General features: G+C 63.0%; 20 protein-coding genes, 1 tRNA gene and 1 pseudogene. 9 read left to right on the top strand and 13 right to left on the bottom strand.

All coding sequences use genetic code 11. The features are described from left to right. Nucleotides 1-2: 2 nt before the first annotated feature. On the bottom strand, nucleotides 3-884 hold the full coding sequence (dapA, locus tag ABMA32_RS16140; protein WP_349014844.1) for a 4-hydroxy-tetrahydrodipicolinate synthase: 882 nt from the start codon (nucleotides 882-884) through the stop codon (nucleotides 3-5). A gap of 204 nt (nucleotides 885-1088) precedes the next feature. On the opposite strand from dapA, the gene ABMA32_RS16135 reads away from it, so the two are divergent. Both ABMA32_RS16135 and ABMA32_RS16130 read left to right on the top strand, forming a co-directional pair. Next, nucleotides 1089-3128, top strand: coding sequence for a lytic transglycosylase domain-containing protein (locus tag ABMA32_RS16135; protein ID WP_349014843.1), 2040 nt, complete (start codon nucleotides 1089-1091; stop codon nucleotides 3126-3128). Between the two features lie 157 nt (nucleotides 3129-3285). Continuing rightward, nucleotides 3286-4170, top strand: a complete 885-nt coding sequence (locus ABMA32_RS16130; RefSeq protein ID WP_349014842.1) for an alpha/beta fold hydrolase — start codon at nucleotides 3286-3288, stop codon at nucleotides 4168-4170. Nucleotides 4171-4322: 152 nt separating this feature from the next. On the opposite strand, the gene ABMA32_RS16125 is transcribed toward ABMA32_RS16130, so the two are convergent. Further along, nucleotides 4323-5510, bottom strand: a complete 1188-nt coding sequence (locus ABMA32_RS16125) for a porin (RefSeq protein WP_349014841.1) — start codon at nucleotides 5508-5510, stop codon at nucleotides 4323-4325. A gap of 438 nt (nucleotides 5511-5948) precedes the next feature. Between ABMA32_RS16125 and ABMA32_RS16120 the strand changes: the two genes are divergently transcribed. The 5 genes and pseudogenes from ABMA32_RS16120 (at nucleotide 5949) to ABMA32_RS16100 (ending at nucleotide 10396) form a co-directional block, all read left to right on the top strand. Further along, a tRNA-Ser gene (locus tag ABMA32_RS16120) sits at nucleotides 5949-6038 on the top strand. Nucleotides 6039-6112: 74 nt separating this feature from the next. Continuing rightward, nucleotides 6113-6421: pseudogene (locus tag ABMA32_RS24335) on the top strand (tetratricopeptide repeat protein); the annotation flags it as partial. A 12-nt stretch (nucleotides 6422-6433) separates the two neighbouring features. Further along, nucleotides 6434-7765, top strand: a complete 1332-nt coding sequence (locus ABMA32_RS16110; RefSeq protein WP_349014839.1) for a tetratricopeptide repeat-containing sulfotransferase family protein — start codon at nucleotides 6434-6436, stop codon at nucleotides 7763-7765. A gap of 202 nt (nucleotides 7766-7967) precedes the next feature. Then, nucleotides 7968-9272, top strand: a complete 1305-nt coding sequence (locus ABMA32_RS16105; RefSeq protein WP_349014838.1) for a porin — start codon at nucleotides 7968-7970, stop codon at nucleotides 9270-9272. Between the two features lie 197 nt (nucleotides 9273-9469). Further along, the gene (locus ABMA32_RS16100) at nucleotides 9470-10396 is read left to right on the top strand and encodes a tyrosine-type recombinase/integrase (RefSeq protein WP_349014837.1); all 927 of its coding nucleotides are present in this window, start codon (nucleotides 9470-9472) and stop codon (nucleotides 10394-10396) included. A gap of 24 nt (nucleotides 10397-10420) precedes the next feature. Here ABMA32_RS16100 and ABMA32_RS16095 read toward each other — a convergent pair whose 3' ends face one another. After that, nucleotides 10421-11332: an SDR family oxidoreductase gene (locus ABMA32_RS16095; protein WP_349014836.1), complete on the bottom strand. Its 912-nt coding sequence runs from the start codon at nucleotides 11330-11332 to the stop codon at nucleotides 10421-10423. A gap of 77 nt (nucleotides 11333-11409) precedes the next feature. On the opposite strand from ABMA32_RS16095, the gene ABMA32_RS16090 reads away from it, so the two are divergent. Further along, nucleotides 11410-12012 (top strand): TetR/AcrR family transcriptional regulator, encoded by a 603-nt coding sequence (locus tag ABMA32_RS16090; RefSeq protein ID WP_349014835.1) that lies wholly within the window; start codon nucleotides 11410-11412, stop codon nucleotides 12010-12012. 12 nt (nucleotides 12013-12024) lie between these two features. Here ABMA32_RS16090 and hpxZ read toward each other — a convergent pair whose 3' ends face one another. The 8 genes from hpxZ to atzF form a co-directional block, all read right to left on the bottom strand. Next, nucleotides 12025-12402, bottom strand: a complete 378-nt coding sequence (gene hpxZ, locus ABMA32_RS16085; protein ID WP_349014834.1) for an oxalurate catabolism protein HpxZ — start codon at nucleotides 12400-12402, stop codon at nucleotides 12025-12027. Nucleotides 12403-12446: 44 nt separating this feature from the next. Beyond that, nucleotides 12447-13130 (bottom strand): cysteine hydrolase family protein, encoded by a 684-nt coding sequence (locus ABMA32_RS16080; RefSeq protein ID WP_349014833.1) that lies wholly within the window; start codon nucleotides 13128-13130, stop codon nucleotides 12447-12449. A gap of 2 nt (nucleotides 13131-13132) precedes the next feature. After that, nucleotides 13133-14680 (bottom strand): ABC transporter ATP-binding protein, encoded by a 1548-nt coding sequence (locus tag ABMA32_RS16075; RefSeq protein WP_349014832.1) that lies wholly within the window; start codon nucleotides 14678-14680, stop codon nucleotides 13133-13135. Beyond that, the gene (gene biuH, locus ABMA32_RS16070) at nucleotides 14677-15399 is read right to left on the bottom strand and encodes a biuret amidohydrolase (RefSeq protein WP_349014831.1); all 723 of its coding nucleotides are present in this window, start codon (nucleotides 15397-15399) and stop codon (nucleotides 14677-14679) included. The genes ABMA32_RS16075 and biuH overlap by 4 nt, the downstream gene beginning before the upstream one ends. A 22-nt stretch (nucleotides 15400-15421) precedes the next feature. After that, nucleotides 15422-16342 (bottom strand): ABC transporter permease, encoded by a 921-nt coding sequence (locus ABMA32_RS16065; protein WP_349014830.1) that lies wholly within the window; start codon nucleotides 16340-16342, stop codon nucleotides 15422-15424. Beyond that, on the bottom strand, nucleotides 16339-17448 hold the full coding sequence (locus tag ABMA32_RS16060) for an ABC transporter permease (RefSeq protein ID WP_349014829.1): 1110 nt from the start codon (nucleotides 17446-17448) through the stop codon (nucleotides 16339-16341). The genes ABMA32_RS16065 and ABMA32_RS16060 overlap by 4 nt, the downstream gene beginning before the upstream one ends. Nucleotides 17449-17552: 104 nt before the next feature. Then, the gene (locus ABMA32_RS16055) at nucleotides 17553-18656 is read right to left on the bottom strand and encodes a BMP family ABC transporter substrate-binding protein (RefSeq protein ID WP_349014828.1); all 1104 of its coding nucleotides are present in this window, start codon (nucleotides 18654-18656) and stop codon (nucleotides 17553-17555) included. A gap of 201 nt (nucleotides 18657-18857) precedes the next feature. Beyond that, nucleotides 18858-20669, bottom strand: coding sequence for an allophanate hydrolase (gene atzF / locus ABMA32_RS16050; protein WP_349014827.1), 1812 nt, complete (start codon nucleotides 20667-20669; stop codon nucleotides 18858-18860). A gap of 123 nt (nucleotides 20670-20792) precedes the next feature. On the opposite strand from atzF, the gene ABMA32_RS16045 reads away from it, so the two are divergent. Further along, complete coding sequence (locus tag ABMA32_RS16045; RefSeq protein ID WP_349014826.1) at nucleotides 20793-21698, top strand: LysR family transcriptional regulator; 906 nt, start codon at nucleotides 20793-20795, stop codon at nucleotides 21696-21698. Between the two features lie 3 nt (nucleotides 21699-21701). Here the strand turns inward: ABMA32_RS16045 and ABMA32_RS16040 are convergent, their stop codons facing one another. Together ABMA32_RS16040 and ABMA32_RS16035 are read right to left on the bottom strand one after the other, a co-directional pair. Next, on the bottom strand, nucleotides 21702-22718 hold the full coding sequence (locus tag ABMA32_RS16040; RefSeq protein ID WP_292773899.1) for an ABC transporter permease: 1017 nt from the start codon (nucleotides 22716-22718) through the stop codon (nucleotides 21702-21704). A gap of 57 nt (nucleotides 22719-22775) precedes the next feature. Then, nucleotides 22776-24269, bottom strand: a complete 1494-nt coding sequence (locus tag ABMA32_RS16035; RefSeq protein ID WP_349015457.1) for a sugar ABC transporter ATP-binding protein — start codon at nucleotides 24267-24269, stop codon at nucleotides 22776-22778. Between the last annotated feature and the right edge of the window lie 164 nt (nucleotides 24270-24433).

The following is a 24433-nucleotide window of genomic DNA, read 5'->3' as shown; positions in this document are numbered from 1 at the left end:
GTTCAGTTGATGAGGCCGGCGAACTTCATCGCCTCATCGATCTTCGCCGCGGTGCTTTCCTCGACGGTTGTCAGCGGCGAACGCACAACGTTCTTGATCTTGCCGAGACGCGACAGCCCGTATTTCGCTCCCGCGAGGCCCGGCTCGATGAAGATAGCCTTGTGCAGCGGCATGAGCCTGTCCTGCAATTCCAGCGCCTTGTCCTTGTCGTTGGCGAGCGTCGCCGCCTGGAACTCCGCGCACAGGCGCGGCGCGACGTTGGACGTCACGGAAATGCAGCCGACGCCGCCATGCGCGTTGAAGCCCAGCGCGCTGGCGTCCTCGCCGGAAAGCTGGATGAAGGCCTTGCCGCAGGTCATCCGCTGTTCCGAAACGCGCTCCACCTTGCCGGTCGCATCCTTCACGCCGGCGATATTCTTGAAGTCATGGGCGAGCCTGCCCATCGTCTCCGGCGTCATGTCGATCACCGAGCGCGGCGGAATGTTGTAGATGATGACCGGAAGCGTCGTCGCCTTCGCCACTGCGGCGAAATGCGCATAAAGCCCGCGCTGCGTCGGCTTGTTATAATAAGGGGTCACCACCAGCACCGCGTCCGCGCCAGCCTCTTCGGCGAACTTCACCAGGCCGACCGCCTCTTCCGTGTTGTTCGAGCCCGCGCCGGCGACAACGGGCACCCTGCCCTTCGCCGCATCGATGCAGGTCTTCACCACAAGGCGGTGCTCGTCATGCGAAAGCGTCGGCGATTCGCCGGTCGTGCCGACCGGAACCAGCCCGTTGGTGCCCTCAGCGATCTGCCATTCCACGAAGGCGCGAAAGGCTTTCTCGTCGAAGCGCCCATTCGCATCGAATGGCGTCACAAGCGCGGTCAACGAACCTCTCAGCATGAACAAACTCTCCCAGGGACTTTTTCAACGATTTCTCAATGCCCGTGGGGCTTCTAGCCGAAAGCAGAACCGCGCGCCACAAATTCTGGCGGTCGCCGGCTCGCCTTGAAATCGCCCCGCGATAACGCTTCGTTTACCCAAGCTTCACTCACCACGGCTAGTCTCGCCCTACCCGTCCCGACCCATATCGTGTAAGGACACGGCATGATCAGGAAGCTGCTTCGCGAACCGGCCAGCGGTGTCGCCCTTGTAGCCTTGTCGCTTGCGTGGTCGCCTGCGGCTGCGGAAGGCTTGGCGAGCGCAGCGTTCGTTTCAGCGATCCCCGATGCCGGTGCGATCGCAGCCCAAGGGCGTATCCAGCCGCTTAAGTCCGGCCTGGACGCGCTCGGCAACGGCGACATATCCGGCGCGCGCCGCATCCGCAATGCGCTGCCGCCGGCAAGCGTAGCGCGGAAAGTGCTGGCATGGGCGATCGCCATGGATGGAGGCCGCGACGTTCCGAGTGGCGACATCGCCGCCGCGGCCGTGACGCTGCCCAACTGGCCCGGCGCCATGACGCTGCGCAGGAACAGCGAACGTGCGCTCTATCGGGAGAACCCCGAACCGCCCGCGGTCATCGCCGCCTTCGGATCATCGAAGCCGCAGACGCTCGATGGCGTGATCCTGCTGGCCCGCGCGCATGCTGCGCTCGGCCAGATGGAGGCAGCGCATGAGGCGATCTCGCCCTTCTGGCGCACACGCAAGCTGGAAGCGCCCGAAGAAGCACGTGTGCTTGCCGAGTTCGGCGCGATCCTGACCGCCGAAGACCACCGCTGGCGCATGGAGCGCATGCTTTACGCCGAGCGGATTGCGTCGGCCGACCGTGTCGCCAAGCTGGCGAACGCCGAGCCGCTGGCCAAGGCCTGGTCGGCCATGATCCGAAACGACAAGAAGGCTGCCGACCTGCTGAAGGCCGTTCCGGGGGAAATGCGCTCTGCCGGGTATTATTTCGCCGAGGCGAAGAACCTGCGGCGCAAGAAGAAATTCGCCGAATCCGCCGAGGTCATGCTGAAGGCGCCGACCGACCGCACGGCACTGATCGACCCCGACGCATGGTGGCTGGAACGGCGTGTGCTGTCGCGCGAACTGGTCGATATGGGCGACATGAAGCTGGCCTATCGCATCGCCGCAGGCCACGCCGCCGAAAGCCCGGTGGAAGCCGCCGACGCGGAATTCCATGCTGGCTGGTATGCATTGCGCGGACTGGGCGATGCCAAGGCCGGCGCCCGGCATTTCGCGCGCATCGCGGAAATCGCATCCGGCCCTATCTCGCTGTCGCGCGCCTATTATTGGCTCGGCCGCTCGATCGACGCGGGTGCTGCCGGCGACGCGAAGTCCACTTACGAAAAGGCCGCTGCCTTCGGAACCACCTTCTACGGCCAGCTCGCGGCAGAACGCATCGGCGGAAAGACGCTGAACGTCGCTTCGCCCGAACCGTCGGCGGCCGACCGCGACCGGTTCGAGCGGCGCGAGGTCGTCCGCGCGATCCGCCTTCTCGAACGATGCGAAAACAAGTCCCTCGCCGATATGCTCTATCGGTCGCTCGCCGAGGAACTCGACGATCCTGCGGAGCTTTCGCTGCTGGCCGATATGGCGGGGAACCGTGGCAACCATGTGCTGGCGCTCAGGGTCGGCAAGATTGCTGCAGGCCGTGGGCTCGATATCGGGGCGCTGTCGCATCCGGTTGGCGCCATTCCCGACGAGGCGGACATCTCCGCCTCTGGCAAGGCGCTCGCCTATGCGATCGCGCGACAGGAGAGCGAATTCAACGTCTCGGCGGTCTCGCATGCCGGCGCGCTCGGCCTGCTGCAGCTTCTACCCTCGACGGCGAAGTCTGTCGCGAAGAAGGCGGGTCTGAGCTATTTCCCCGAAAGACTCACCACCGACGCGGCCTACAACGCCACGCTCGGCGCGGCATTCCTCGGCGAACAGCTCGGGCGGTTCGACGGTTCCTACATCCTCACCTTTGCCGGCTACAATGCAGGCCCCGGCCGCGCGCGCGAATGGATCCGCCGCTATGGTGATCCGCGTGGGCAGGACGTCGATGCGGTCGTCGACTGGATCGAACGCATCCCCTTTGCCGAGACCCGCACCTATGTGCAGCGCGTGATGGAAAACTATCAGGTCTACAAGATGCGGCTTTCGGGAAGCTTCGACATCGAAGGCGATCTCGTCAAAGGCCGTCGGCGGATGGCTTCGCAGTAGGCGTTCTCTAAATTAAATCAATGGCTTGGTCGGGGCCTTGAATGGGGCTGCAAGTGGGTGACCTTCCGGCTTGTCGCAAACAATCTCTGTCTGCTTCCTTTGCGTGCGCTCCAGCAAATGATATCTGCGGACTCTCCTGTCAGCGCGGCATACATGCATGACCAGCCCATTTTCCGATCTCTTCTATTCGGCGCCGGACGGCCTGAAGCTGCATGCGCGCATCTATGGCGACACGATCCATTCCGGGCTGCCGGTGGTGTGCCTGCCTGGCCTGTCACGGAACGCGCGCGACTTTCATGAACTGGCGCTGAATCTTTCCAAGCGCACGGAGCGGCCGCGCAGGGTCATCGTCTTCGATTATCGCGGCAGAGGATTGTCAAGCTATGACCGCAACTGGCGCAACTACAATGTCGTCGTCGAGGCTGACGATGTCATCGCCGGCCTGATCGCGGCGGGCGTCGAGAAAGCGCATTTCATCGGAACCTCGCGTGGCGGGCTGATCATCCACCGGCTCGGCGTCGTCCGGCCTACTGTCTTCGGTTCGATCGTGCTGAACGACATCGGCCCGGTCATCGAAGGCGAAGGGCTGGCGCAGATCCGCTCCTATCTGGAGCGCGCGCCAAGGCCCGCCGACATGGCGGCGGCCGTCGCCATCCAGCGCGCTGCGCATGGAGCCGCCTTCCCCGCATTGACGGAAGCGGATTGGCAGCGCTTCGCGGGCGCGATTTACCGCGAGGAGAAGGGCAGGCCCGTCGCGGATTTCGACCCGGCGCTGCTGAAAACCCTCAAACAGTTCGATCTAGACAAGCCCATTCCCGCGATATGGCACCTCTTCGAGGCGCTGGCAGGCTTTCCGATGCTGGTCATCCGCGGCGCGAACTCGAAACTGCTGTCCGCGGCGCCCCTGGCCGAGATGGCACATCGCCATCCCGATTGCCGCACGATCACCGTCGAGGGCCAGGGCCATGCGCCGCTGCTCGAAACCGGGGATTTGCCAGCCGTAATCGCGGGCTTCTGCGACGAGATCGAAGACCGAGAATAACCTTTAGAGCCGCTGCATGCTGGACGCGCGCCGGGTCGCCGGGGGCAGCTCTGCGCGCCGTCAGGTGTCGGCAGCATTTCTCAGGCACAAAAGAAAATGGCCCGTGTCTTTCGACACGGGCCACCAGAGGTCAAGCAATCAGCAGATTGCTATCAGGAACCCCAGTTGTACTGCAGGCGGAAGTAACCACCCCAGTTGTCATCCGGATCGGTGTCGAAGTTGTCGGTGTAGATAACTTCAGGCGTAACCGTGAAGCCCGGGACAAGCTCGTAGGCGACGTTGGCGACAGCCGAGAAGTTTTCAGCATCGTCATAGCCGATTTCGAAGTTGAACGTAGCCTTCTCGTTGAACTTCCAGGCGCCACCGCCCCAGACAGCCCAATCACCACCCCACTGGGCGTAGTAGTTCGGCTGATAAAGTGTCGACGGGCTACCATAGTAGTAGTCGTCCTTGTCAGCCCAGCCGCCCATCACGAAGAGGGTCAGAGCGTCGCCGACGTTCAAGTCGACGCGGCCCTTGGCAGACCAAACTTCCCATACCGAGTCGTAGCCGACGACACCGCTGACGCCACCCCAGCCGGCCGTGTAGCCGACACCGCCGACGACATGCGGCATATAGCTGTCGATGGCATAGATGTCATAGGTGTATTGTCCAGTGCCGTAATAGTCGATGGCACCACCCTTGCCGGTCTCAAGCGCGATACCAGCCGTGAAGCCGTTGCCGCCCGTGAAGGTGTAGGACAACTGATGCGTCTGGAACGGACCGTAGGGAACGATACCGTCGTTCATCACACCCGACGAATAGCCGGTGAAGGTCGAGAAATATGAGTCGGTTACACCAGCCCGGAAGCCGCCGAGCTCGAGATAGGCGTGCTCCATAACCATAAGGTTTTCGGAAGTCGTAAACGCATAGCCCGGATACGTGACGTAGTCGTAAACATAGCCGTTCGTGGTGGTGTCGTAGTTGAAGTTGATCGCCGCATAGGCGCGCAGGGTGCCCAGTTCGGTCTCCTGACGGGCATCCACACGAAGCTGGAAGCGGGCGCGCTTGAAATAGGTGTCGTTGTAATCGTCGTCACCTTCATCGACTGTCCATTCTTCCTTGTCGTACACATCCAGCAGGCCGCGATTGCCGATGCCGACGTCATAGCGCATGTAGCCGGAGAACTTCAGGCAGGTTTCGGTTCCGGGGATGTAGTAGAAGCCGGCGCCGTAGGTGTCGCAGATGCGAACGTATTCCATGGGTTCCGGCTCGGCGATCACCACCGCATCGGCAGCGCGCGCACCGGAGACTGCGACGAGAGCCGCAGCGGAGCCGAGAAGCAGGCTCTTGATGTTCATTTTCTGACCTCCAGTCAAAAGTTAATAAACGGGTCTGGGTATTTTTGCTGAAGGACAGCTTTCCCTGCCCCATCCCCAATTCCGAAAAAACACGCGCACCGCGCTGCTTCTTCGACGTCGACATTACCGATGGTGCGCCGTCGTTCAACCAAGATGTGGCCATCTTTGCCCTCGTCCGTCCGCTATCCGAACGGCCTGTTGCACAAATGACACGATTTGGCCCACCTCCGAAAGACTTGGTTAACCATGAGCCCTTCCAGGCCCTATCACGTTGAAGGTCGATACGCCTGGAAGCCTGGAATTCCGCGGTTTGTCCGATTCGGGAATCGAATCGGCTGCCATTCGGTGAGCTTGTCCCGCCCTTTTTTGCGCCGCCCCTATAATACAAAGAATGCGTAGTTGATTGTGCCCCGCGTTTTCTTTATCCACCCCGGCGACGGAGAGGTGGCCGAGTGGTCGAAGGCGCGCCCCTGCTAAGGGCGTAGAGGTGAAAGCTTCTCGTGGGTTCGAATCCCATCCTCTCCGCCATGCCTTATCTTCCGGACCGGAGTTCGCTTCGTATGTCTGGGCGAGCCGGCAGTACCAATCGATAGGTTTTCCGCATGCGCAAACTTCCGCCTGCTTTCGCGAGACACTTGAAACCTGCCGCGCAGGGCGTTGCCGTCCGTCGGTCAGCCAAAGCTCCTGCGCAGGCTCAAGCCGGCATCGAGCACGACCTGCGTCTGGCCAAGGCGCATTTCGAGAGGGGCGACCTGAAGCAGGCCGAAAGGCTCTGCGTCTCCGTCCTGGCGCGCGATCCCGGCAATCTCCAGGCGCTGCTGATGGGCGGCTCGATGGCCTTGGGAGTCGACGACAAGGCTCTCGCAGTCGACCTTTTCGAGAAGGCGGTAAAGCGTGCGCCCGCCTCGGTGGAGGCCCGCATATTGCTGGCGGAAGCCTGCGAGAAATCTGCCGAGTACGAAGATGCCATCGTGCATCTGGAGCACGTGCTCACCTTGAGGCCCACTATGTCCCACGCACTCGCGGCGCTTGGCAGGGTTTATCATCAGGCCGGAAAGGGCGACGCGTCCTTGGCGACTATCGAAAAAGGTAGGAAGGCGGGGGTGCGTTGGGCCAGCATGACGCTCGATCAGGCCATTGCATTGATCGGCCTCGGCAGGATGAAAGATGCGGAGGAAATCCTCCGCAGAAACATCGCGCAGGGGGTTATGATTGCTTCCTGCTACCGGTTGCTCGCTGATTCGCAGAAATTCACCGAAGAGCCTGCCGACCTTGCGGCAATCCGTGCCGTGCTTCGAACGCCCGGCCTTGCAGACCGTGACCGCATGAACCTGCATGTGGCTGCCGGCAAAATCTGCAATGATATCGGCCGTTACGAGGAGGCGATCGACCATTTCCGGGAAAGCAAGAATCCCGCAGTGTATGACATCGACGCGTTCCGCCGGCGCGTCGATACGCTCGTTCATAGTTTCACTCCGTCACTGATTTCATCCAAGGCGGGATTGGGCGATCCCTCCGAACTACCGGTGTTTGTCCTCGGGATGCCCCGCTCCGGCACGACGCTGGCAGAGCAGATTTGTGCCAGCCATCCCGCCGTGTTCGGCGCGGGTGAAATCGCCAAACTTGGCTCCGTACTCGGACTTTCAGGCTATGCGCAGTCGCCGAGCGGGAAGATCCAGAAACCTCCGCAGGAACTGGCCGGCGAAGAGGTGAAAAAGCTGGCTACGGAGTACCTGAACTTCATCCGAGCGTTGTCTCCGGATGCCCAGCGCATCGTCAACAAGATGCCACACAATTTTCAGTACATTGGCATGATCGCCCTGCTGTGGCCCAATGCAAAGATTATCCACTGTACGCGCGATCCGATCGACAATTGCATCTCCTGTTTCATGAACTCATTCAATGACAGGCATACCTACAACGCTGATTTCACCACGCTGGGTCTCTACTACCGCGAGTACCACCGGCTGATGCAACACTGGAACGCGCTGCTGCCGGGCAAGATCTACGAGTGCAACTACGAAACGATGATTGCCTACCAGGAAGGCGAGACTCGGCGACTGATCGATTTCCTCGGACTGCCATGGGACGACGCCTGCCTGCGATTCTACGAGAACGAGCGGACGGTCACGACGCACAGCCGCTGGCAGGTGCGCCAGCCGATCTACAAGTCGTCCGTCAAGCGATGGAAGAAATATGGCGACAAGATCCAGCCGCTTATCGACGCGCTCGGCGATCTCGCGGATACCGAATAGAGTATCGTCGGGCGCTGACAGTTTCTGATTTTGCTTCCCTCTGGACGCGGAACTTCCGTTCCAGAATTGAGGCGTGAACCGGTTGCGCCCTGCGGTGCGGTTGCTGCCGAAAATCCACCAACCATCTGACCTAAAACACTTTTTCTGACCGAATGACGCTTGCGGTCTGATCGACCTCCATTTTTAGACTGGAGGTCAGAAAATGAACATCAAGAGCCTGCTTCTCGGCTCCGCTGCGGCTCTCGTCGCAGTCTCCGGTGCGCGCGCTGCCGATGCGGTGGTGATCGCCGAGCCGGAACCCATGGAATACGTTCGCATCTGCGACACCTACGGCGCCGGCTTCTACTACATCCCCGGTACCGAAACCTGCCTGAAGTTCTCCGGCTACATGCGCTATGACGTCGGCATCGGTGCACGCGGTCAGGAATATGTCTTTGACAAGGAATATTTGTACAACGCCGTCGCTTCCGGCAACGCTGATGACTTGATCGGATTTGTACCATTTCCCGACGGCTCAGGTTCTTATCCGGTCTACCTAGGGGATACCAACGACACCTACTACAAGCAGGCCCGCTTCGCCCTGCGCGTGGACGCTCGTCAGGAGACCGAACTCGGCACCCTGCGCGCCTATGCCCAAGTGAACTTCAACTACTCGACGGCTACCGACGGCCTTTCGGTTCTTGGCATCAACGTTGATCCGAGCATCCTCGGCTTTCCCGGCTGGTCCACTACGGCCGGATCCGAAGTCGATATCGAACACGCCTACATCGAGCTCGGCGGCTTCCGCGCCGGCAAGACCGACTCGTACTTCTCGACCTTTACCGGCTATGCCGGTGGGGTGATGAGCGACGACCTGATCTCCTACGGTCCGTTCGGCACCCACCAGATGTCCTACACGTTCACGGGCGGCAACGGCTTCACGGCCGGTATCGCTCTTGAAACGGGCAGTGGCTCTGACGGGTTCATTCCTGCATCCGCGCTGTTCGGCCCTGGCCCATACACTGCGGCTCAGGTATATCAGCTCAACGTCATCAACAGCATCGTCCAGGGTGACCTCTACGCCATCGACTCCTACATCCCGCATGTGGTCGGCGGTGTCGGCTACACGGCTGGCTGGGGCGGCATCAGCGGTGTCGTCGGCTACGACTCCGTCTGGGAGACCTGGGCCGGAAAGATCCGCGCCGACTTCAACGTTGGCGATGCTCTCTCGCTGTTCATCATGGGCGGTCTGAAGGATGACGACGATGTCTTGAACTACTACGGCCAGTGGGGCGGATCCTGGGCTCTGTGGGGCGGTGGCACCTGGAAGTTCAGCGAGAAGGCTGCCTTCAACGTCCAGCTTTCCTATGACGACATCGAGAACTTCGCAGCCGTCGCCAACGTCGACTACGAACTCGTCAACGGCTTCAAGATCACGCCGGAAGTGTCCTACACGGACAACTTCGATCTTGATGACTCAGACGCCTGGGGCGGCAAGGTTCGCTTCCAGTACAACTGGGGTTCCTGATCCCGGTGACAATTATCTGACCTAGGTCAGGCAGCCCGCGCTTTCCGAAGCGCGGGCTGTGCCATTTCTGCAACAATTACACCATGAACCGACGCCTCAGAGGCCGACTATGACAGACCAGATGAAAAATCAGGTTGCATATTCTGCAAAATACGACCTCAGGTTGTATCATGAGGGCGCGGGCTTCAGGGAACACGATGCCAAGCTGGACCGGACCGGGTTGGGATGCCGACCCGTCGACGGACGCTCAAGACTTTACCTATTCGATTGGCGCGCCACGACTCCTGCGGGAAGTCGCGACATTCACCGTCTCTGAGCTGTTCGTAAAATACGGCCCTTCCCTCTGGGAGGACGGCCGCCACAAGGAAAACGTGAAGTCTTTCCTCGGTGAAATGGACGAGATCCTCCACAACCACAGGTTCAGCATATTCAGCCAGGACACGCTTGACGGGATTATCGAAGTTTTACGGAAGGGCGGGAACAGCAATGCAACGATCAACCGCAAGCTCGCGGCCCTGAGCAAGCTTCTGCGCAAGGCGTGCAAGATGGGGGACATCCACAGCCTGCCTGAATTCCGCCGCCAGAAAGAGCGGAGCGGACGGATTCGTTTCCTCGAGCCCGACGAGGAAGATCGTCTGTTCAAGCAGATTCTCAGCCATTCCGAGGAATATCACAGACTTGCGGTATTCCTGGTCGACACAGGTTGCCGGCTCGGCGAGGCGATTGGCCTGCGTTGGAACGACATCAACCACGGCGCCGTCTCGTTCTGGTTGACCAAATCCGGCCGCAGCCGCTCCGTGCCTTTGACGAAGCGCGCGAGAGAGGCGATCGCCGCCGCGGAAAGGGCGGGACCTGGACCGTTCGCGCGCGTCAAGCAATATCAGTTCCGCGCCGTCTGGCATCAGGCGAAGGCCGAGATTGGGCTCGCCACCGACGACGAACTCGTGCCTCATTGCCTGCGCCACACCTGCGCGTCGCGGCTGGTGCGTGGCGGCATCGACATCAGGCGGGTGCAGATGTGGCTCGGCCACCAGACGTTGCAGATGACCATGCGCTATTCTCACCTCGCCACACATGACCTCGACGTGTGCGTGCCCGTGCTGGAGCGGCGTGCACAGGGGTAGGCCGGCCACGTCAGCTGCCCCAGGCTAGAAGACCACCCCGGTAAACTCCTGCGATACGTCCCATAGTCGGACCCAAGTAACTGAATCCAGTGCCTGCGCCGGGATCTTCGCCTCGGCCGGAAAACCCCGCGCCTCACTCAACCTGTCCGGGCCGTAGTAGCCGCCGCCTTTTGCATCGCGCGATGTCGCTGCAAAAAGCGTGGGCAACGCACCTTGCCAAGCCGGCTGGAACAGGAACCACAGGAAGGTGCGCGCTATCCCATGCGCGCTCCGACGACCTGGCGCATTGTGCAGAAGATCGGTGCGCGCTATGCCCGGATGCGCGGCGATGCTGGAAACACCCCATCCAGCAGCATCGCTTCGGCGCTGCAACTCGAACGCAAACATCAGGCAGGCGAGCTTGGACTGGCTGTAGACCGTCATCGGCCGATAGCTTTTTTCTGCGTTCAGGTCGTCGAAGTTGAGCGCGCCGTCTCGCGCGGCGATACTGGACAATGTGACCACCCGCGCATGTCTCCCGTTGCGTAGCAGTGGCATGAGCAGCCCTGTGAGCGCGAAATGCCCGAGATAGTTCGTGCCGAGCTGGAGTTCGAAGCCGTCGGCCGTTTCCTGCCGACTGGGCGGTACCATGACGCCGGCATTGTTGATCAGCAGGTCGAGGCTGTCCCTCTGGCTGCGCAGCCGCGCCGAGAAATCCGCCACCGATTCAAGACTTGCGAGGTCGAGCTGCTCGAACCGGACATTCGCGGCGGGAATCTCACTCCGGATTTTCGAGATCGCGGCGGCCCCTTTCTGGGCGTTGCGGCCCGCGACGATCAGCTCACACCCTGCCCTCGCAAGGGCCAGCGCATCCTCGAACCCGAGACCGCCTGTGCCGGTGACCACTGCGCTGCGCCCCTTCTGCGGGGGAATGTTCGATGCCGTCCACTTCGCCATGACCGTCCTGACTTCCCAAAATTCCGCACTTGGTGTAATATATTATTACACTCAGTGTAATTTTCAAGAGATGTCCGATGAACAAGAACGTCGGCCCCGATGTGCCCCGCGAAGGCGTGCGGGAACGGAAGCGGCGCGAGACGCTGCAGCGCATTACGGATGCCGGCATCCGCCTTTTCATCGAGAACGGCTACGAGGCGACGACACTCGACGACATCGCGGCGGCTGCCGGCATCTCGCGGCGGACGTTCTTCTACTATTTCAAATCCAAGGACGATATCCTGCTGTCCCTGCAAAGCGGCGTCGGAGACATGCTCGTCGCGGCGCTGCGGGAGGCACCGCCGGAGATGCGGCCGCTCGAAGCGATCCGACATGCCGTGGTGAAGGTCTGTGCTCTCGTGCCGCCCGACGACATGATCGTCATCGACCGCCTGATGCGCTCAAGTCCTGCCGTGCAGGCTCGCAAGCAGGCGAGCTATGTCGAGCAGGAAAAGGCGGTGTTCGCGACGTTGCGCGAACGTTGGCCCAGCCCTCAGCGCGAAGCCGGTCTCAGGCTCGTCGCCTTGTTGGGGATCGGCGCAATACGCCTCGCAACCGAAGCCTTTGGCCGGGAGGGCGGCAAGCGCCCGATCGTGGAAGTGCTCAACCAGGCATTCGATTCTCTGGAAGCTGAAATCTGACCGCGTCAGAACTCAAGGCTCGTCCATCATGCTCACGTGGGCGGCAGCGACGCGCCAGCCGACGTCTGTACGAACCCAGGTCTGCATCTGGCGGCCGACCTGGTCGGGAAAATCCGGCCGATGGAAGAGCGTCGAGGCGATCGCCATGTCGGTTCCATAGGTCGTGATGACCGTGCGCGACAGAGAGCGCTCGAAAGGCTGCTGCGCTGAGCGGAACCGGCGCACCTCATCGATGCCATACTGCACTTCCGAAACGCCGTAGCGAACGACGAGATCGGAATGCAAAAACATCGCGTTGAGTGTTGCGGAGTCGTTGTCCAGCAGGGCCTTCTCGTAAGCATCGAAGACTGCCGTGATTTCGGCCAGCACCTGCGGATCGTCGATCAGCATGGAACGGCTGGGCTCCCCTGCCCGTCCACTACGCCCTGCCCTCCTCAGCCATCGACCATCGCCTCCGCGAAGGCGCGCTCGAGCGTGGCAAGCGGTGTCGACCAGCCGACGATGGCGCCCTGCGCGACGATCATCTCGATTGCCGCAGCCTTGAACTCCGGGAAATAGCTTTCGGTGGCGTCCTCGATCAGCAGGCATTCGTAGCCGCGATCGTTCGCCTCGCGCATCGATGTCTGTACGCAGACTTCGGTCGTCACCCCGGCGAAAGCCAGTTGTTCGATGCCGATGGCCTGCAGTCGCTCGTGCAGCCCTGTCGCCCAGAACATGCCCTTGCCCGGCTTGTCGATGACGATTTCGCCTTCCACCGGCGCAAGCTCGGGCAGGATCTGGTTGCCCGGTTCGCCTGCGATCAGGATACGGCCCATCGCACCGGTATCGCCGATCCTGAGGCCTGGCTTACCGCGCAGGCGCTTGGCGGGCGGGCAGTCCGAAAGATCGGGCTGGTGCGCCTCGCGAGTATGGACAACAGGCAGACGGTTGGCGCGGAAAAGCGCAATCAGGCCCGCGACGGTTGGGACGATAGCAGTCAGCCGCGACACGTCGTTGCCGAGCGTATCGCCGAAGCCGCCGGGCTCGATGAAATCGCGCTGCATGTCGATGACGACGAGCGCCGTGCGCCGGGGATCGAGGACGAAGTCGTAGGGACGGGCTGGAACAGTGAACGGCATGATCAGTGCCCCGCCATGTGCTGGCCGATCGTGTTCCGGTCGGTGTCCTCGATCGGTGACACGTAGTCGATCGTGCCGCCCGACATGACCGCGACGCGGTCGGAAAGCTCGAGGATCTCGTCCAGGTCTTCGCTGACCAGCAGGACCGCCGCGCCGCGGTTGCGCTGGTCCATGATCTGGCTGCGGATTTCCGCGACCGATGCAAAGTCGAGGCCGAAGCAGGGATTGGCGACGATCAGCACATCGACATCGCCGGACAGTTCGCGCGCCAGCACCGCGCGCTGCACGTTGCCACCCGAGAGCGCCTCGATGGGCGAGTCCGGCGAGGTCGTCTTGACACGATAGCGCGCGATGAGCTCCTCGGCCTTCTTGCGCATTGGACCCGGCGACATCCACCAGCCGAGGCTGGAGATCGGCGGCTTGTCGTAAGAGCGGAAGGCGATGTTTTCGGCCACGCTCATGCGCGGCACCGTGGCGTTCTTCAGCGGCTCTTCCGGCAGGCCGAAAACCTTGAAGCGGTCAAAGTCCGCGCGCTTGGGCTCGAAGGGTTTTCCGTTGATGGATATGGCGCCGTCGGCAAGGTCGCGCTGCCCGGCCAACACCTCGACCAGCGCGCTCTGGCCGTTACCGGAGACGCCGGCGATACCGACGATCTCGCCTGCTTTCACTTTCAGATTCAAGGTCTTGACGACCGGCCTGCCCTCACCGTCGAGCGCCGAGAGGCCAGCGAGATCGAGCACGGCCTTGGCGTCGTTGTGCTTGCGCCGCTCGGCGCGTTCGCGAATCTCGGTATCGCCGATCATCATGCGGCTCATCTCCTCGACGCTGGCCTCCTGCGCATCGCCGGAGCCAGTCATGCGGCCACGCCGCAGCACGGTGAAGGAGTCGCAGAAGGCCTTCACCTCGCGGAACTTGTGGCTGATCATCAGCACGGTGACCTCGCCGCGCCTGGCCATCTCGCCCAGCAGGCCAAGCACCTCGTCGGCCTCGCCGGGAGTCAGCACCGATGTGGGCTCGTCGAGGATGAGAAAACGCTGCTCGAGATAGAGCTGTTTGAGGATTTCGAGCTTCTGCTTTTCACCCGCCGAAAGCGACGATACCTGCTCGTTCAGCCGCACGCGAAACGGCATGCGGTCCATGAACGCCTCAAGCTTCGGCTTTTCCGCCTTCCAGTCGATGATCGCTGGCGCGTCCGCACGCGAGATGACGAGGTTCTCCGCCGCCGTCAGGCAGGGCACCAGCGTGAAGTGCTGGTAGACCATGCCGATGCCGAGGTCGCGGGCATCGCGCGGGCTTTTGATCTCCGCTTCCTGGCCGTCGAGAATGACGGAACCCTTGTCAGCGTTGTAGAAACCCATGATGCATTTGACGAGGGTCGACTTGCCCGCTCCGTTCTCGCCGAGCAGGGCATGGAACGAACCCGACTCGACCTTGATCGAGACGTCGTCCAGCGCAACCAGCGGCCCGAAGATCTTGGTCATGCCGATCGTTTCGAGCGAGGGCGCCCGCTTCGGCAGGGCCTCGGCGGCGATCTGCGTTGCGATATTCATGGCAGCGCCTCCAGGAATGCGGCGGATGTCGCGACCGCGCCGAACACGCCGCCCTGCATCTTGATCATGTCGATGGCGGCTAGATGGTTCTCAACCTTCGTGGCCGCGCAGCAATCTTCCAGCAGCAGGCATTCATAGCCGCGGTCGTTGGCGTCGCGCATGGTGGTGTGGACGCACACGTCCGTGGTGACGCCGGTGAAAACGATGTTGCGGATGTTCTTCATTCGCAGCACCAGTTCGAAATCGGTGGCGATGAAGGTGCCCTTCCCTGGCTTGTCTATGATCGCCTCGCCCGGCTCCGGCTGAAGTTCGGGGATGATCTCCCAGCCCGGTTCGCCGCGTACAAGGATGCGTCCGCACGGCCCCTGGTCGCCGATGCCGGCACCGATGCGCTGCGACCGCCATCGCTTGTTGGGCGGCAGATCGGAAAGATCCGGCTTGTGGCCTTCGCGGGTATGGATGATCGGATAGCCCTTGGCCCGCATCGCGGCCAGTACGGACTGGATCGGTCCGATTGGTCCGCGCGTCAGCGAGATGTCGTAGCCCATCGAGTCGACATAGCCGCCCGGCGCGCAGAAATCGGTCTGCATGTCGATGACCACCAGGCAGGTGTTGTGCGGGCCGAAATCGCCGTCGAAGGGCCAGGGATAGGGATCGGAAGCCACGTTTACGGCGTACGGTACCATCGCGGCTTCGATGCGTTCGTCGACGAGTGTCATCTGCAACCTCATAGTGGGCACCTCACTTCACGATCGAGAGTTCGCCGGGCGCGTCGCGCGCGGCACTCTTCGAACGGGCGGAGGCGATCATGATGAAAAGGGTCAGGATGTAGGGGGCCGCGTTGAAGAAGTAGTACCCCTGGCTGACGCCGATGGATTGGAGCGCCGGGCCGAGCGCGCCGGCGGCGCCGAAGAGCAGTGCCGCCAGCACGCAGCGCAGCGGATCCCATCGCGCGAAGATCACGAGCGCGACGGCCATCAGGCCCTGCCCAGACGACAGGCCCTCGTTCCAGCTTCCCGGATAATAGAGCGACAGGAACGCGCCCCCCACCCCAGCGAGGAAGCCACCTGCGGAGGTTGCAAGCAGCCTGACGAGATCGACGGAAACGCCCATGGCGCGCGCCGAGGCCGCGCTGTCGCCGGTCATGCGCAGGATCAGGCCCCAGCGCGTGTTGGCGAGCGCCCACCAGAGGAACACGGCAAGTGCTATGCCGACGAAGAAGAGCGGATTGACCTGCAGGGCAGCAGCGACCTGCGGATTGCTGCTCCAGTTGCCGAGCGGGATCGCCTCGAGGCGTGGCGCGGATGGCTGGATGAACGGCTTGCCGAAGAAGAAGGCGAGACCGGTGCCGAAGCTCATGAAGGCGATGCCGACCGCGATGTCGTTCACTCTCGGCAGCTTGCAGATATAGCCGTGCATCGCGCCGAGGATGAGGCCGGACATGCCAGCCATGAGCACGCCGATCCAGGGACTACCCGTGGTGTAGGAACCGGCGTAGGCGACCATTGCGCCCAGCACGAGATTGCCCTCGAGCCCGAGATTGATGCGGCCCGACTTTTCCGTGATCGTTTCGCCGAGCGCGACGAACATGAACGGCGTGGAGACACGGATCGCGCCGCCGACCATGGCGATCAGCACGACGAAGAATTCGGACCCGCTCATGTGCGGCCTCCCGAGCGTTTCGGTTGCAGGAAGGGAATGCGGCCGTAGAAGGTCTCGCTGACCAGCAGCACCACGAAGATGATGCCTTGCAGCACGAGAACCGTCGCATCAGGCATGCCCATGCGGCGCTGGACCAGGCCGCCCGCCGCGTCGAGAGCGCCGAAGAGGATAGCGACCGGAACGATCGCCAGCGGATTCTGACGCGCCAGGAAGGCGACGAGGATGCCGGTGAAGCCGTAACCTGCAACAAGCGAGGCGTTGGCCTGGCCGTGAATGGCGGCGACCTCGAAAAAGCCCGCGAGACCGGCGCATGCGCCGGCGATGACGCAGCAGGCGACGACGAGCATGCCGACCGGCAAGCCCTGCGCCTGCGCGGCGCGGACGTTGCCGCCGGTCATCCGCGCTGCGAAGCCGAAGGTCGTGCGCGACATCAGGATGTAGAGCGCCGCTGCGAGAACTAGCCCCGCCGCAAATCCCCAGTGCACTGACGTGCCGGGTATGGAGCCTATCCGGTAGGCGTCGCCGATGGGCATGGTGGAAGGCTTGTTCGCCGAAGCGGGATCGCGAAGCAGGCCTTCGACGAAGAAGTTCATGATCGCGATGGCGATGTAGCCCAATAGCAGCGAGGAGATCGTCTCGTTGACCCCGCGATAGTGGCGCAGCCAGCCAGCAAGACCGATCCAGAAGCCGCCCACCGCCATCGCGACAATCGCCATGATCGGCAGGCCGATGAACGCCGGCCAGCCGTTGGTGACCAGCGGGATGGCGATAGCCGCCGAGCAGAAGCCACCGAGCACCAACGCCCCCTCGGCTCCCAGCAGCGTCAGGCCGATGCGCGCCGGTACCGCGAAGGCGAGGCCGGTGAGGATGAGAGGCGCCGCGCGCTGCAGCGAATTCTGGATCGAGAAGGAACTGCCGAAGCCGCCCGTCCAGATCAGGCTGAAGAAGGTGATCGGCGACTTGCCGAGCAGGAGCAGGAAGATCGAGAACAGCACGGCCGATACGAGCAGCGCGCCGACGGGGATCAGGATGGCCTCGATCATGCGGATCGTGCGAGGGCTGAGGCCCGCGCTTTCGATCGAAGGAGATGCGACGACCGCGCTCATCGTGCGCCTCCGCTATGAATTTGTCCGACCATGCACATCCCCGAACCCCTTTTTTCGGTCGCAGATACAAGGGCGACGACAAATGCCGCCGCCCCTGTCGATGATCAGGTGATGGAGCCCTGCACGCCTTCGAGCAGGAAGCCCATGCCGTCGAGTTCGGGATCGTAGTTGTCCTTGGTGCCCTCGATCACGACCTTGCCGGTGTTGTCCTTGAGCGGACCGACATAGATCGGCTTGCCGGCCTTGAGCCCTTCGATCGCCGCGTCGGCGGCCTTGATCGCCTCCGGCGTCGCGCCGGCGCCGTAAGGCGTGTTGCGGATCATGTCGTTGTGGTAGCCGCCGGCGATGAAGTTCGGTAGCGCCTCTCCCTTGGCGAGCAGGTCGGCGTAGATCTTGTAGATCGTCTCCCACTTGTACTCGGCGCCGGTGATGAAGCCCTTCGGCGCGAGCGGCGCCTGGCTGGCGTTGTGGCCGCAACTCTTCACGCCGCGCGATTCCGCCGTCTCGATGACGACCTTCGGGCCGTCCACATGGCAGGTGATGACGTCAGCGCCCGCGTCGATAAGCGCGTTGGCGGCCTCGGCCTCGCGGACCGGCATCGACCACTCGCCGGTGAAGATAACCTGCACGGTGGCGTTCGGGTTGACGCTCCGCGCCCCCAGCAGCGCCGAGTTGACGTTCGACAGCACGGACGGGATGGGCTTGGCTGCGACGAAGCCGATCTTGTTGGAAGTCGTCGACAGGCCGGCGGCGACGCCGTTCACGAAATGCGCCTGGTTCAGGTAGCAGAAATAGCTGCCGGCGTTGGTCGGATCGCCTTCCTTCCACAGCGGCGCGGCATGGCGAAACTGTACGTCCGGATACTTCTTCGCCATCTCGAGGACGAAGGGATTGTAGTAGCCGAAGGACGTCGCGAGAACGAGGTTCGCGCCATCGAGGTTGATCATCGATTCCATCGACTTGGAGGCCGCGTCCGTCTCCGGCACGTTCTCTTCCTCGATGACCGTCACGCCCGGCACCTGCTTGAGCACGTCCATGGCGACGGCATGCGCCTGACTCCACCCGAAGTCGTCGCGCGGGCCGACATAGACCGCGCCGAGCACGATCGGGTTCTGCGCGCGCGCCAGCCCGAACGGCAGGGTCGAGGCTGCGAGGCCGGCAGCGCCAGCCTTGAGGAGGGAACGTCTGTTCAGCGAATACTTCAACATGGGAGGCTCCAGCGGCTAGGGTTGAGTTCCGGTTCTTCCAGGAGGAGGCAAAGCCCGTGCCATCTCCCGTGGTTCGCAAAGTCCGTGTTGTAAGGATTTGTTAAGCTTGGGATTCCGCTGAATGCGGCCTTTGCCGCTGGTGCGGCGGCGCATGCGAGAAGCCCGCCAAATAGGCAGTCGAGGCGCATCGGAAGGAGTTCGCTAGACCGCACGGGCGACAGCCTCCTTGCGGTTCAGGCTATCGAGATAGGCGCGCCAGCCGCCGAAGGTGGTGATGTCAGCCGCGCCCGTCAGGCCCTGGCTCTCGCACAGGAAGCCCTTGACCAGCGTATCGTCCTCGAGCGCGACGCTGCCGATGCAAAGTGGCGAGGGAACGCCCGCGATAAAATCGCCGAACTGCGCCTTGGGCAGGGCCCAGACCTCGAGCGCAACCGCAGCACCGCCTACACTGCGCCGGACGAGACCCGGCCGCTGCGGCGGCCCCCCCGCCAACGCATGCAGGCCATAGGCCGGCGCGGTGCGGCAGGCGCGCAGGAAGCGTGCGCCGCGCGAGGTAAGCTCGCGGTTGAGCGGCAGGCCCGACATATGCGCTCCGCAGACTGCGATGGCGATTTCGTCGGCCCCCGCCTCAGCCGTTGCAGGTTGCGTCGATGGACGCGGCCAGTTCGTCGCGCCAAGCCTGCCGGCCTCGACGGACGCGCCAAGCGCGGCGCATAGCCCATCACGACCGGCGGCCGCCAGGAAGGTGGCGCTTCCTGGCCGGCCGTCGGCGCGAGCGCCGGTTGGGACAGCGATCCCGCACATGTCGAGCAGATTGACGAAATTGGTGTAGGTGCCGAGCAGTGCGTTGGGTCCGATCGGGTCGGCTGCGATCTCGGTGATCGTCACGAAGGTCGGGACTGTCGGCACGCAGAGCGCATCGACCGAGGCCAGCGCTTCATCGCAGACGCGCTGCAGCTCCTTTAGCCGGTACATGCCCTGGAACGCATCCACCGCGCTGAGCTTCAGGCCGGGCTCAAGGATATAGCGCGTGGTCGCATGGATCGTACCCGGCGCTTTCGTCAACCGCTTGCCGACAGCCGCGACGCGCTCCGCAACCCAGGCGCCCTCATAGAGCATGCGCGCGACCGCGTAGAACGGTTCGAAATCCAGTTCGACGATCGACGCGCCGTTGGCCTGCAGCCGCACCAGGGTCGCACGGAAATCAGCAAGCTGCGCCGTGTCGCCGAACGTCTTCAGCGTCGCCTTGTTGGGGACTCCGATGCGCAGGTCGGGCGGCATCGGCGACAGGCGCGGCTCCGACAGTTTTCGCGCATAGGCGTCGGCCGGATCGTAAGCGGCAGAGGTCGCGTAGACCTCCCACGCGTCGGCGACAGTCATCGCGAAAATCGAAATAGTGTCGAGCGTCCGGCATGCCGGCAAGACGCCGCTTGTCGAAAGGCTACCCAACGTGGGTTTCAGGCCGACGATGCCATTCAGTGCTGCCGGCACGCGCCCCGATCCTGCCGTGTCAGTACCGAGCGAAAACGCCGCGATAGCGCGCGCCACGGCCACCGCCGATCCCGACGACGAACCGCCCGGAACGATCTCCGGATCGAGCGCATTGCGCGGCACCGGATAGGGCGTGCGCACGCCGACGAGTCCGGTCGCGAACTGGTCGAGATTGGTCTTGCCGAGGCAGATCGCGCCGGCCTGCTTCAAGCGCTCGACGACGAAGGAGTCGCCCTTAGGGTTGTAGGAAAAATCCGGGCAGGCCGCCGTCGTCGGCATGCCGGCGACATCAATGTTGTCCTTGACGGCGAAGGGGATGCCCCAGAACGGACGTCCGTCGGGTTTGCCGAGCGCTTTCGCCTGCGCAAGCGCGGCCTCACGCGCCTGATGGATGAAGATGCCGGGATCAGCGACTGCTTTCAGGCGGCGAAAGGCTTCCTCGATCACCTCTTCCGGCCGCGTGCCCTGTGAAAAGGCCTGCCGCAGGGAACCGAGCGTGAAGGGAAGGTCTTGGATCGTCATGTGCGCCCTGGATGGAGGTGTCGGCTGCCGACACACTCCGAAGCTTGCAGCTTTTCCCGTTCGCGAAAATTGCTATGATTTCACCAATGCGGTGCAAAAAATGCACCACTTGGAGATTTGTCCATGAAGCATCTGCAGACATTCCGGCTTATCGAAGCAGTGGCGCGCGCCGGCTCCATGCGCCGGGCGGCGGAAGACATGAACATCACCGCGTCGGCGCTCAACCGGCGCATAAACCGCTTCGAGGACGAGTTCGGGGCCGAGATTTTCGAGCGTGGGTCCGGCGGTGTGCGGCTCAATCCGGCGGGCGAACTGGTGCTACATCACTATCGCGCCACGCTGTCCGACCTCTCGCGGGTGCAGGGACAGGTCGCGGACCTGTCGGGCGAGCGGCGCGGCCACGTCTCCATCGCCTGTTCTCAGGCGCTGCTGCCCTATTTCCTTCCGCGCGAGATCGCGCGCTATCGGGCCGAACACCCCGGCGTCACGTTCTCGGTCAACGTGCGCGACCGCTCACAGGCCGAGCAGGAACTGGCGTCCTATTCGAGCGATCTCGCACTGGTGTTCGAGCCGGTCTATCTCGTCGATTTCGAGGTGGTGCACGTCATCCCGCAAGCAGTCAACGTAGTGATGCGGGCCGACCATCCGCTGGCGCGCAAGTCGGAGATCAGGCTGCGCGACTGCCTCGACACGTCGCATGTCGCGCCTTCGGCCCAATATGGCGTCCGGCACCTTCTCGACTTCGCTGCCCGTCGCGGCACGCGCCGCGTCTCGCCCGTGGTTGAAACCGAAAGCTTCGAGATGATCCGGCATTACGTCCTGCACGAGAACGTCATCGGCTTCCAGATACCGATCGGACTGCGCGCAATCGACGACAGGTCAGTCGTCTACCGACCGATATCCGAGCGCGACCTGCCGGCAGGCAACCTCATCCTCGGCCAGATGCGCGGCCGCACACTGCCGGTGGCGTCGGCGCGGTTCGCGATGCAACTTTCGACCGCGCTCAGGGACTATGAGCAAGCCGCGTAAGGCCTACCGTCTCACCCGCGACTTCAGGAAGCGGTCGAACGCAACGGCGAGAATCAGGATCAGGCCGATGACGATCGACTGCGTGTAGGACGACACGTTGTTGAACTGCAGGCCGTTCTGCAAAACGCCAATCAGCGCCGCACCCACCACGGTCCCGCCGACACTGCCAATGCCGCCGAACAGTGACGTGCCGCCGATGACAACGGCCGAGATGACTGTCAGCTCATAGCCGATGCCGGCAACTGCCTCAGCCGAGTTGAGGCGCGCCGAGAGGACGAAGGCCGCTAGTCCAGCGAAGAAGCCAACGATCACATAAACCGACACGAGGATGCGGTCGACGCGCAGTCCCGAGAGCCGCGCCGCTTCCGCATTGCCGCCGACAGCATAAACCGCGCGTCCATAGCGCGTGTAGCGCAGCACGATATGGCAAAGAACTGCGGCGATGACGAAGATGATGACCGGCACCGGAACGGGGCCGACCAGGCCGTTGCCGAACCAGCGCATCGAGGAATCGAAGCCCGAGATCGGGCCGCCGTTGGAAATGGTCAGCGTCAGGCCGCGGAATATGGTGAGGCCGCCGAGCGTTACGACGAAGGGCGGCACCTTCAGCCGCGTGATCGTCATGCCCTGGATGAAGCCGGCCAACGCGCCCACCGCCACGGCGGCCAGAAGGGCGGCAAACCAGCCATAGCCGCTGCCACCCGCCGCCGACAAAGACAGGGTGTTCGCCGCACCGCCCTTGGCCACAACCGCCGCGACCATGCCGCACAGCGCCAGCATGGAGCCGACGGACAGGTCGATGCCGGCAGTCAGGATGACGAAGGTCATGCCGAGCGCGATCAGGCCGGTAATCGACACCTGCCGCATGATGTTGAAGAGGTTCAGCGGATCGATGAAGTTGGGGCTCATGATCGTGAAGACGATCATCAGCGCCGCGAGGAAGATCAGCGGCCCGAAGCTGACGAGGAGCCTGGCCGTATCGACGCCACCGCGCCCGCCCTGTTCGACCGTGCTGCTCATTGCGCCCTCCGCATATTGATCTTGAGCATGTCTTTATCCTGAAACCGGGGACCACTTTCAGGAAACATGCTTTTGCCTGTCGAGCGCCATGAGCTCCATCAGCTTTTCCTCCGTTGCCTCATGCGCCGGCATTTCCCCTGTGATCCTGCCACGCCGCATGGTGACGATCCTGTCGGATACGGCCAGCACCTCCGGCAGTTCCGAAGAGATCACCATGACGGCGATGCCGCGCTCGGCCAATTGCGCCAGGATCTGGTGGACCTCCGCCTTCGCGCCGACATCAACGCCGCGCGTCGGCTCGTCGACGATCAGCACTTTCGGGTCTCGCGCCAGCCAGCGCGCGAGAATGACTTTCTGCTGGTTGCCGCCCGAAAGGCCCTCGATCGCCTGCTCGGGCGAGGCCATGCGGATCGACAGCATCTTGCGGTATTCGGCCAGAGCGTCGCGCTCGCGGCGTTCGGCCATGAAGCCGAGTCCGCCGCTGAAGCGGTCGAGCGAGGCGACCGAAAAATTGGTGAGGATGCCGAGTGCTGCGAAAATCGCCTGGTGCTTTCTGTCCTCGGGCACAAGACCGATGCCGAGCGCGATGGCGTCGGCCGGCGATTGCGGCGCGATCGGCTTGCCGTTCAGCGTGACCGTTCCTGCCGCGATCCTGTCGGCGCCGAAGATGGCGCGCGCAAGCTCGGTGCGGCCGGAGCCAACCAGTCCGGCGACGCCGAGAATCTCGCCAGCCTTGAGGTCGAGATCGACCCCTTCGAGCACAATTGCGTGCGGCGCTTCGGGATCGCGGACGGTGCGAAGTCCCTTGACCGAGAGCACGACCTCGCCTGCTTTGTGGCGTTCTCCGGGCCGTGCGTAGAGCTCGGAAGCAGCGCGGCCGACCATTTTCTCGATGATCTTCGGGATCTCGATCGGCTTGCCTTCTTCGCGCTCAAGATGGCCGGCGAGCCGGCCGTCGCGCAGCACCGTCATGCGGTCGCAGATATGTGACGCCTCCTCGAGGCGGTGCGTGACGAACATGATGGCGACGCCGTCCTGGCGCAGCCTGTCCATGATCGACAGCAGGCGCTGCACCTCGGCTTCCGTCAGCGCCGAGGTCGGTTCGTCCATGATGATAAGACGGCTTTCCAGCGAGAGCGCACGCGCGATCTCGACCAGTTGCTGCTCAGCCACCGACAGCGACGAGACCGGCGTGCGCGGATCGACCGTCAGCCCGACGCGGGCGATGATCTGGCGCGAATCCTCGATCATCCTGCGCCAGCTCAGCAGACCGAGCGGCCCGAGCGGCGCGCGGCCGATGAAGATGTTTTCCGCGACCGTCAGGGTCGGGATCAGGCTGAGTTCCTGGTAGATGGTGACGATGCCGAGCCGCTTGGATTCTTCCGGGCTGGCAGGCATGAATTCGGCACCATCAAAGACGATATTGCCACTCGACGGCGGCTGGACCCCCGACAGGATTTTCAGCAGCGTGGACTTGCCCGCGCCATTCTCGCCGAGCAAACCGAGAATCTCGCCGCGCCGCACATTCAGCGACACGTCGTTCAGGGCCATGACGCCAGAAAACTGCTTGCTTACGCCCTCTACGGCAAGCAGCACATCGTTGGCCGGGGCCTTTGCGGCCAGCGCTGGAGACACGTGACGTTCCCTGCTGCTTCGTCAGAAATCATCGGAACGACGGCCGGCCCGCAAGCAGGTCGGCCATCAGTTGTTTCGAG

The sequence above is a fragment of the Mesorhizobium quangtriensis genome (assembly GCF_040081925.1).
In the GTDB taxonomy this organism is placed as follows: Bacteria; Pseudomonadota; Alphaproteobacteria; order Rhizobiales; family Rhizobiaceae; genus Mesorhizobium_K; species Mesorhizobium_K quangtriensis.
The sequence above is the reverse complement of the archived record's forward strand: the minus strand, read 5'-3'. Positions and strand labels throughout refer to the sequence as shown.

Bases quoted from the DNA above. Each gene is read 5' to 3' on its own strand.
- biuH (WP_349014831.1), bottom strand. From the start codon at position 15,399: ATGACACTCGTCGACGAACGCATCGAAGCCGCGATGGTACCGTACGCC.
- ABMA32_RS16095 (WP_349014836.1), bottom strand. From the start codon at position 11,332: ATGGCGAAGTGGACGGCATCGAACATTCCCCCGCAGAAGGGGCGCAGC.
- ABMA32_RS16130 (WP_349014842.1), top strand. From the start codon at position 3,286: ATGACCAGCCCATTTTCCGATCTCTTCTATTCGGCGCCGGACGGCCTG.
- ABMA32_RS16075 (WP_349014832.1), bottom strand. From the start codon at position 14,680: ATGAATATCGCAACGCAGATCGCCGCCGAGGCCCTGCCGAAGCGGGCG.
- ABMA32_RS16105 (WP_349014838.1), top strand. From the start codon at position 7,968: ATGAACATCAAGAGCCTGCTTCTCGGCTCCGCTGCGGCTCTCGTCGCA.
- ABMA32_RS16040 (WP_292773899.1), bottom strand. From the start codon at position 22,718: ATGAGCAGCACGGTCGAACAGGGCGGGCGCGGTGGCGTCGATACGGCC.
- ABMA32_RS16135 (WP_349014843.1), top strand. From the start codon at position 1,089: ATGATCAGGAAGCTGCTTCGCGAACCGGCCAGCGGTGTCGCCCTTGTA.
- ABMA32_RS16100 (WP_349014837.1), top strand. From the start codon at position 9,470: ATGCCAAGCTGGACCGGACCGGGTTGGGATGCCGACCCGTCGACGGAC.
- ABMA32_RS16045 (WP_349014826.1), top strand. From the start codon at position 20,793: ATGAAGCATCTGCAGACATTCCGGCTTATCGAAGCAGTGGCGCGCGCC.
- atzF (WP_349014827.1), bottom strand. From the start codon at position 20,669: ATGACGATCCAAGACCTTCCCTTCACGCTCGGTTCCCTGCGGCAGGCC.
- ABMA32_RS16080 (WP_349014833.1), bottom strand. From the start codon at position 13,130: ATGCCGTTCACTGTTCCAGCCCGTCCCTACGACTTCGTCCTCGATCCC.
- ABMA32_RS16090 (WP_349014835.1), top strand. From the start codon at position 11,410: ATGAACAAGAACGTCGGCCCCGATGTGCCCCGCGAAGGCGTGCGGGAA.
- ABMA32_RS16060 (WP_349014829.1), bottom strand. From the start codon at position 17,448: ATGAGCGCGGTCGTCGCATCTCCTTCGATCGAAAGCGCGGGCCTCAGC.
- hpxZ (WP_349014834.1), bottom strand. From the start codon at position 12,402: ATGCTGATCGACGATCCGCAGGTGCTGGCCGAAATCACGGCAGTCTTC.
- ABMA32_RS16035 (WP_349015457.1), bottom strand. From the start codon at position 24,269: ATGGCCCTGAACGACGTGTCGCTGAATGTGCGGCGCGGCGAGATTCTC.
- dapA (WP_349014844.1), bottom strand. From the start codon at position 884: ATGCTGAGAGGTTCGTTGACCGCGCTTGTGACGCCATTCGATGCGAAT.
- ABMA32_RS16065 (WP_349014830.1), bottom strand. From the start codon at position 16,342: ATGAGCGGGTCCGAATTCTTCGTCGTGCTGATCGCCATGGTCGGCGGC.
- ABMA32_RS16055 (WP_349014828.1), bottom strand. From the start codon at position 18,656: ATGTTGAAGTATTCGCTGAACAGACGTTCCCTCCTCAAGGCTGGCGCT.
- ABMA32_RS16125 (WP_349014841.1), bottom strand. From the start codon at position 5,510: ATGAACATCAAGAGCCTGCTTCTCGGCTCCGCTGCGGCTCTCGTCGCA.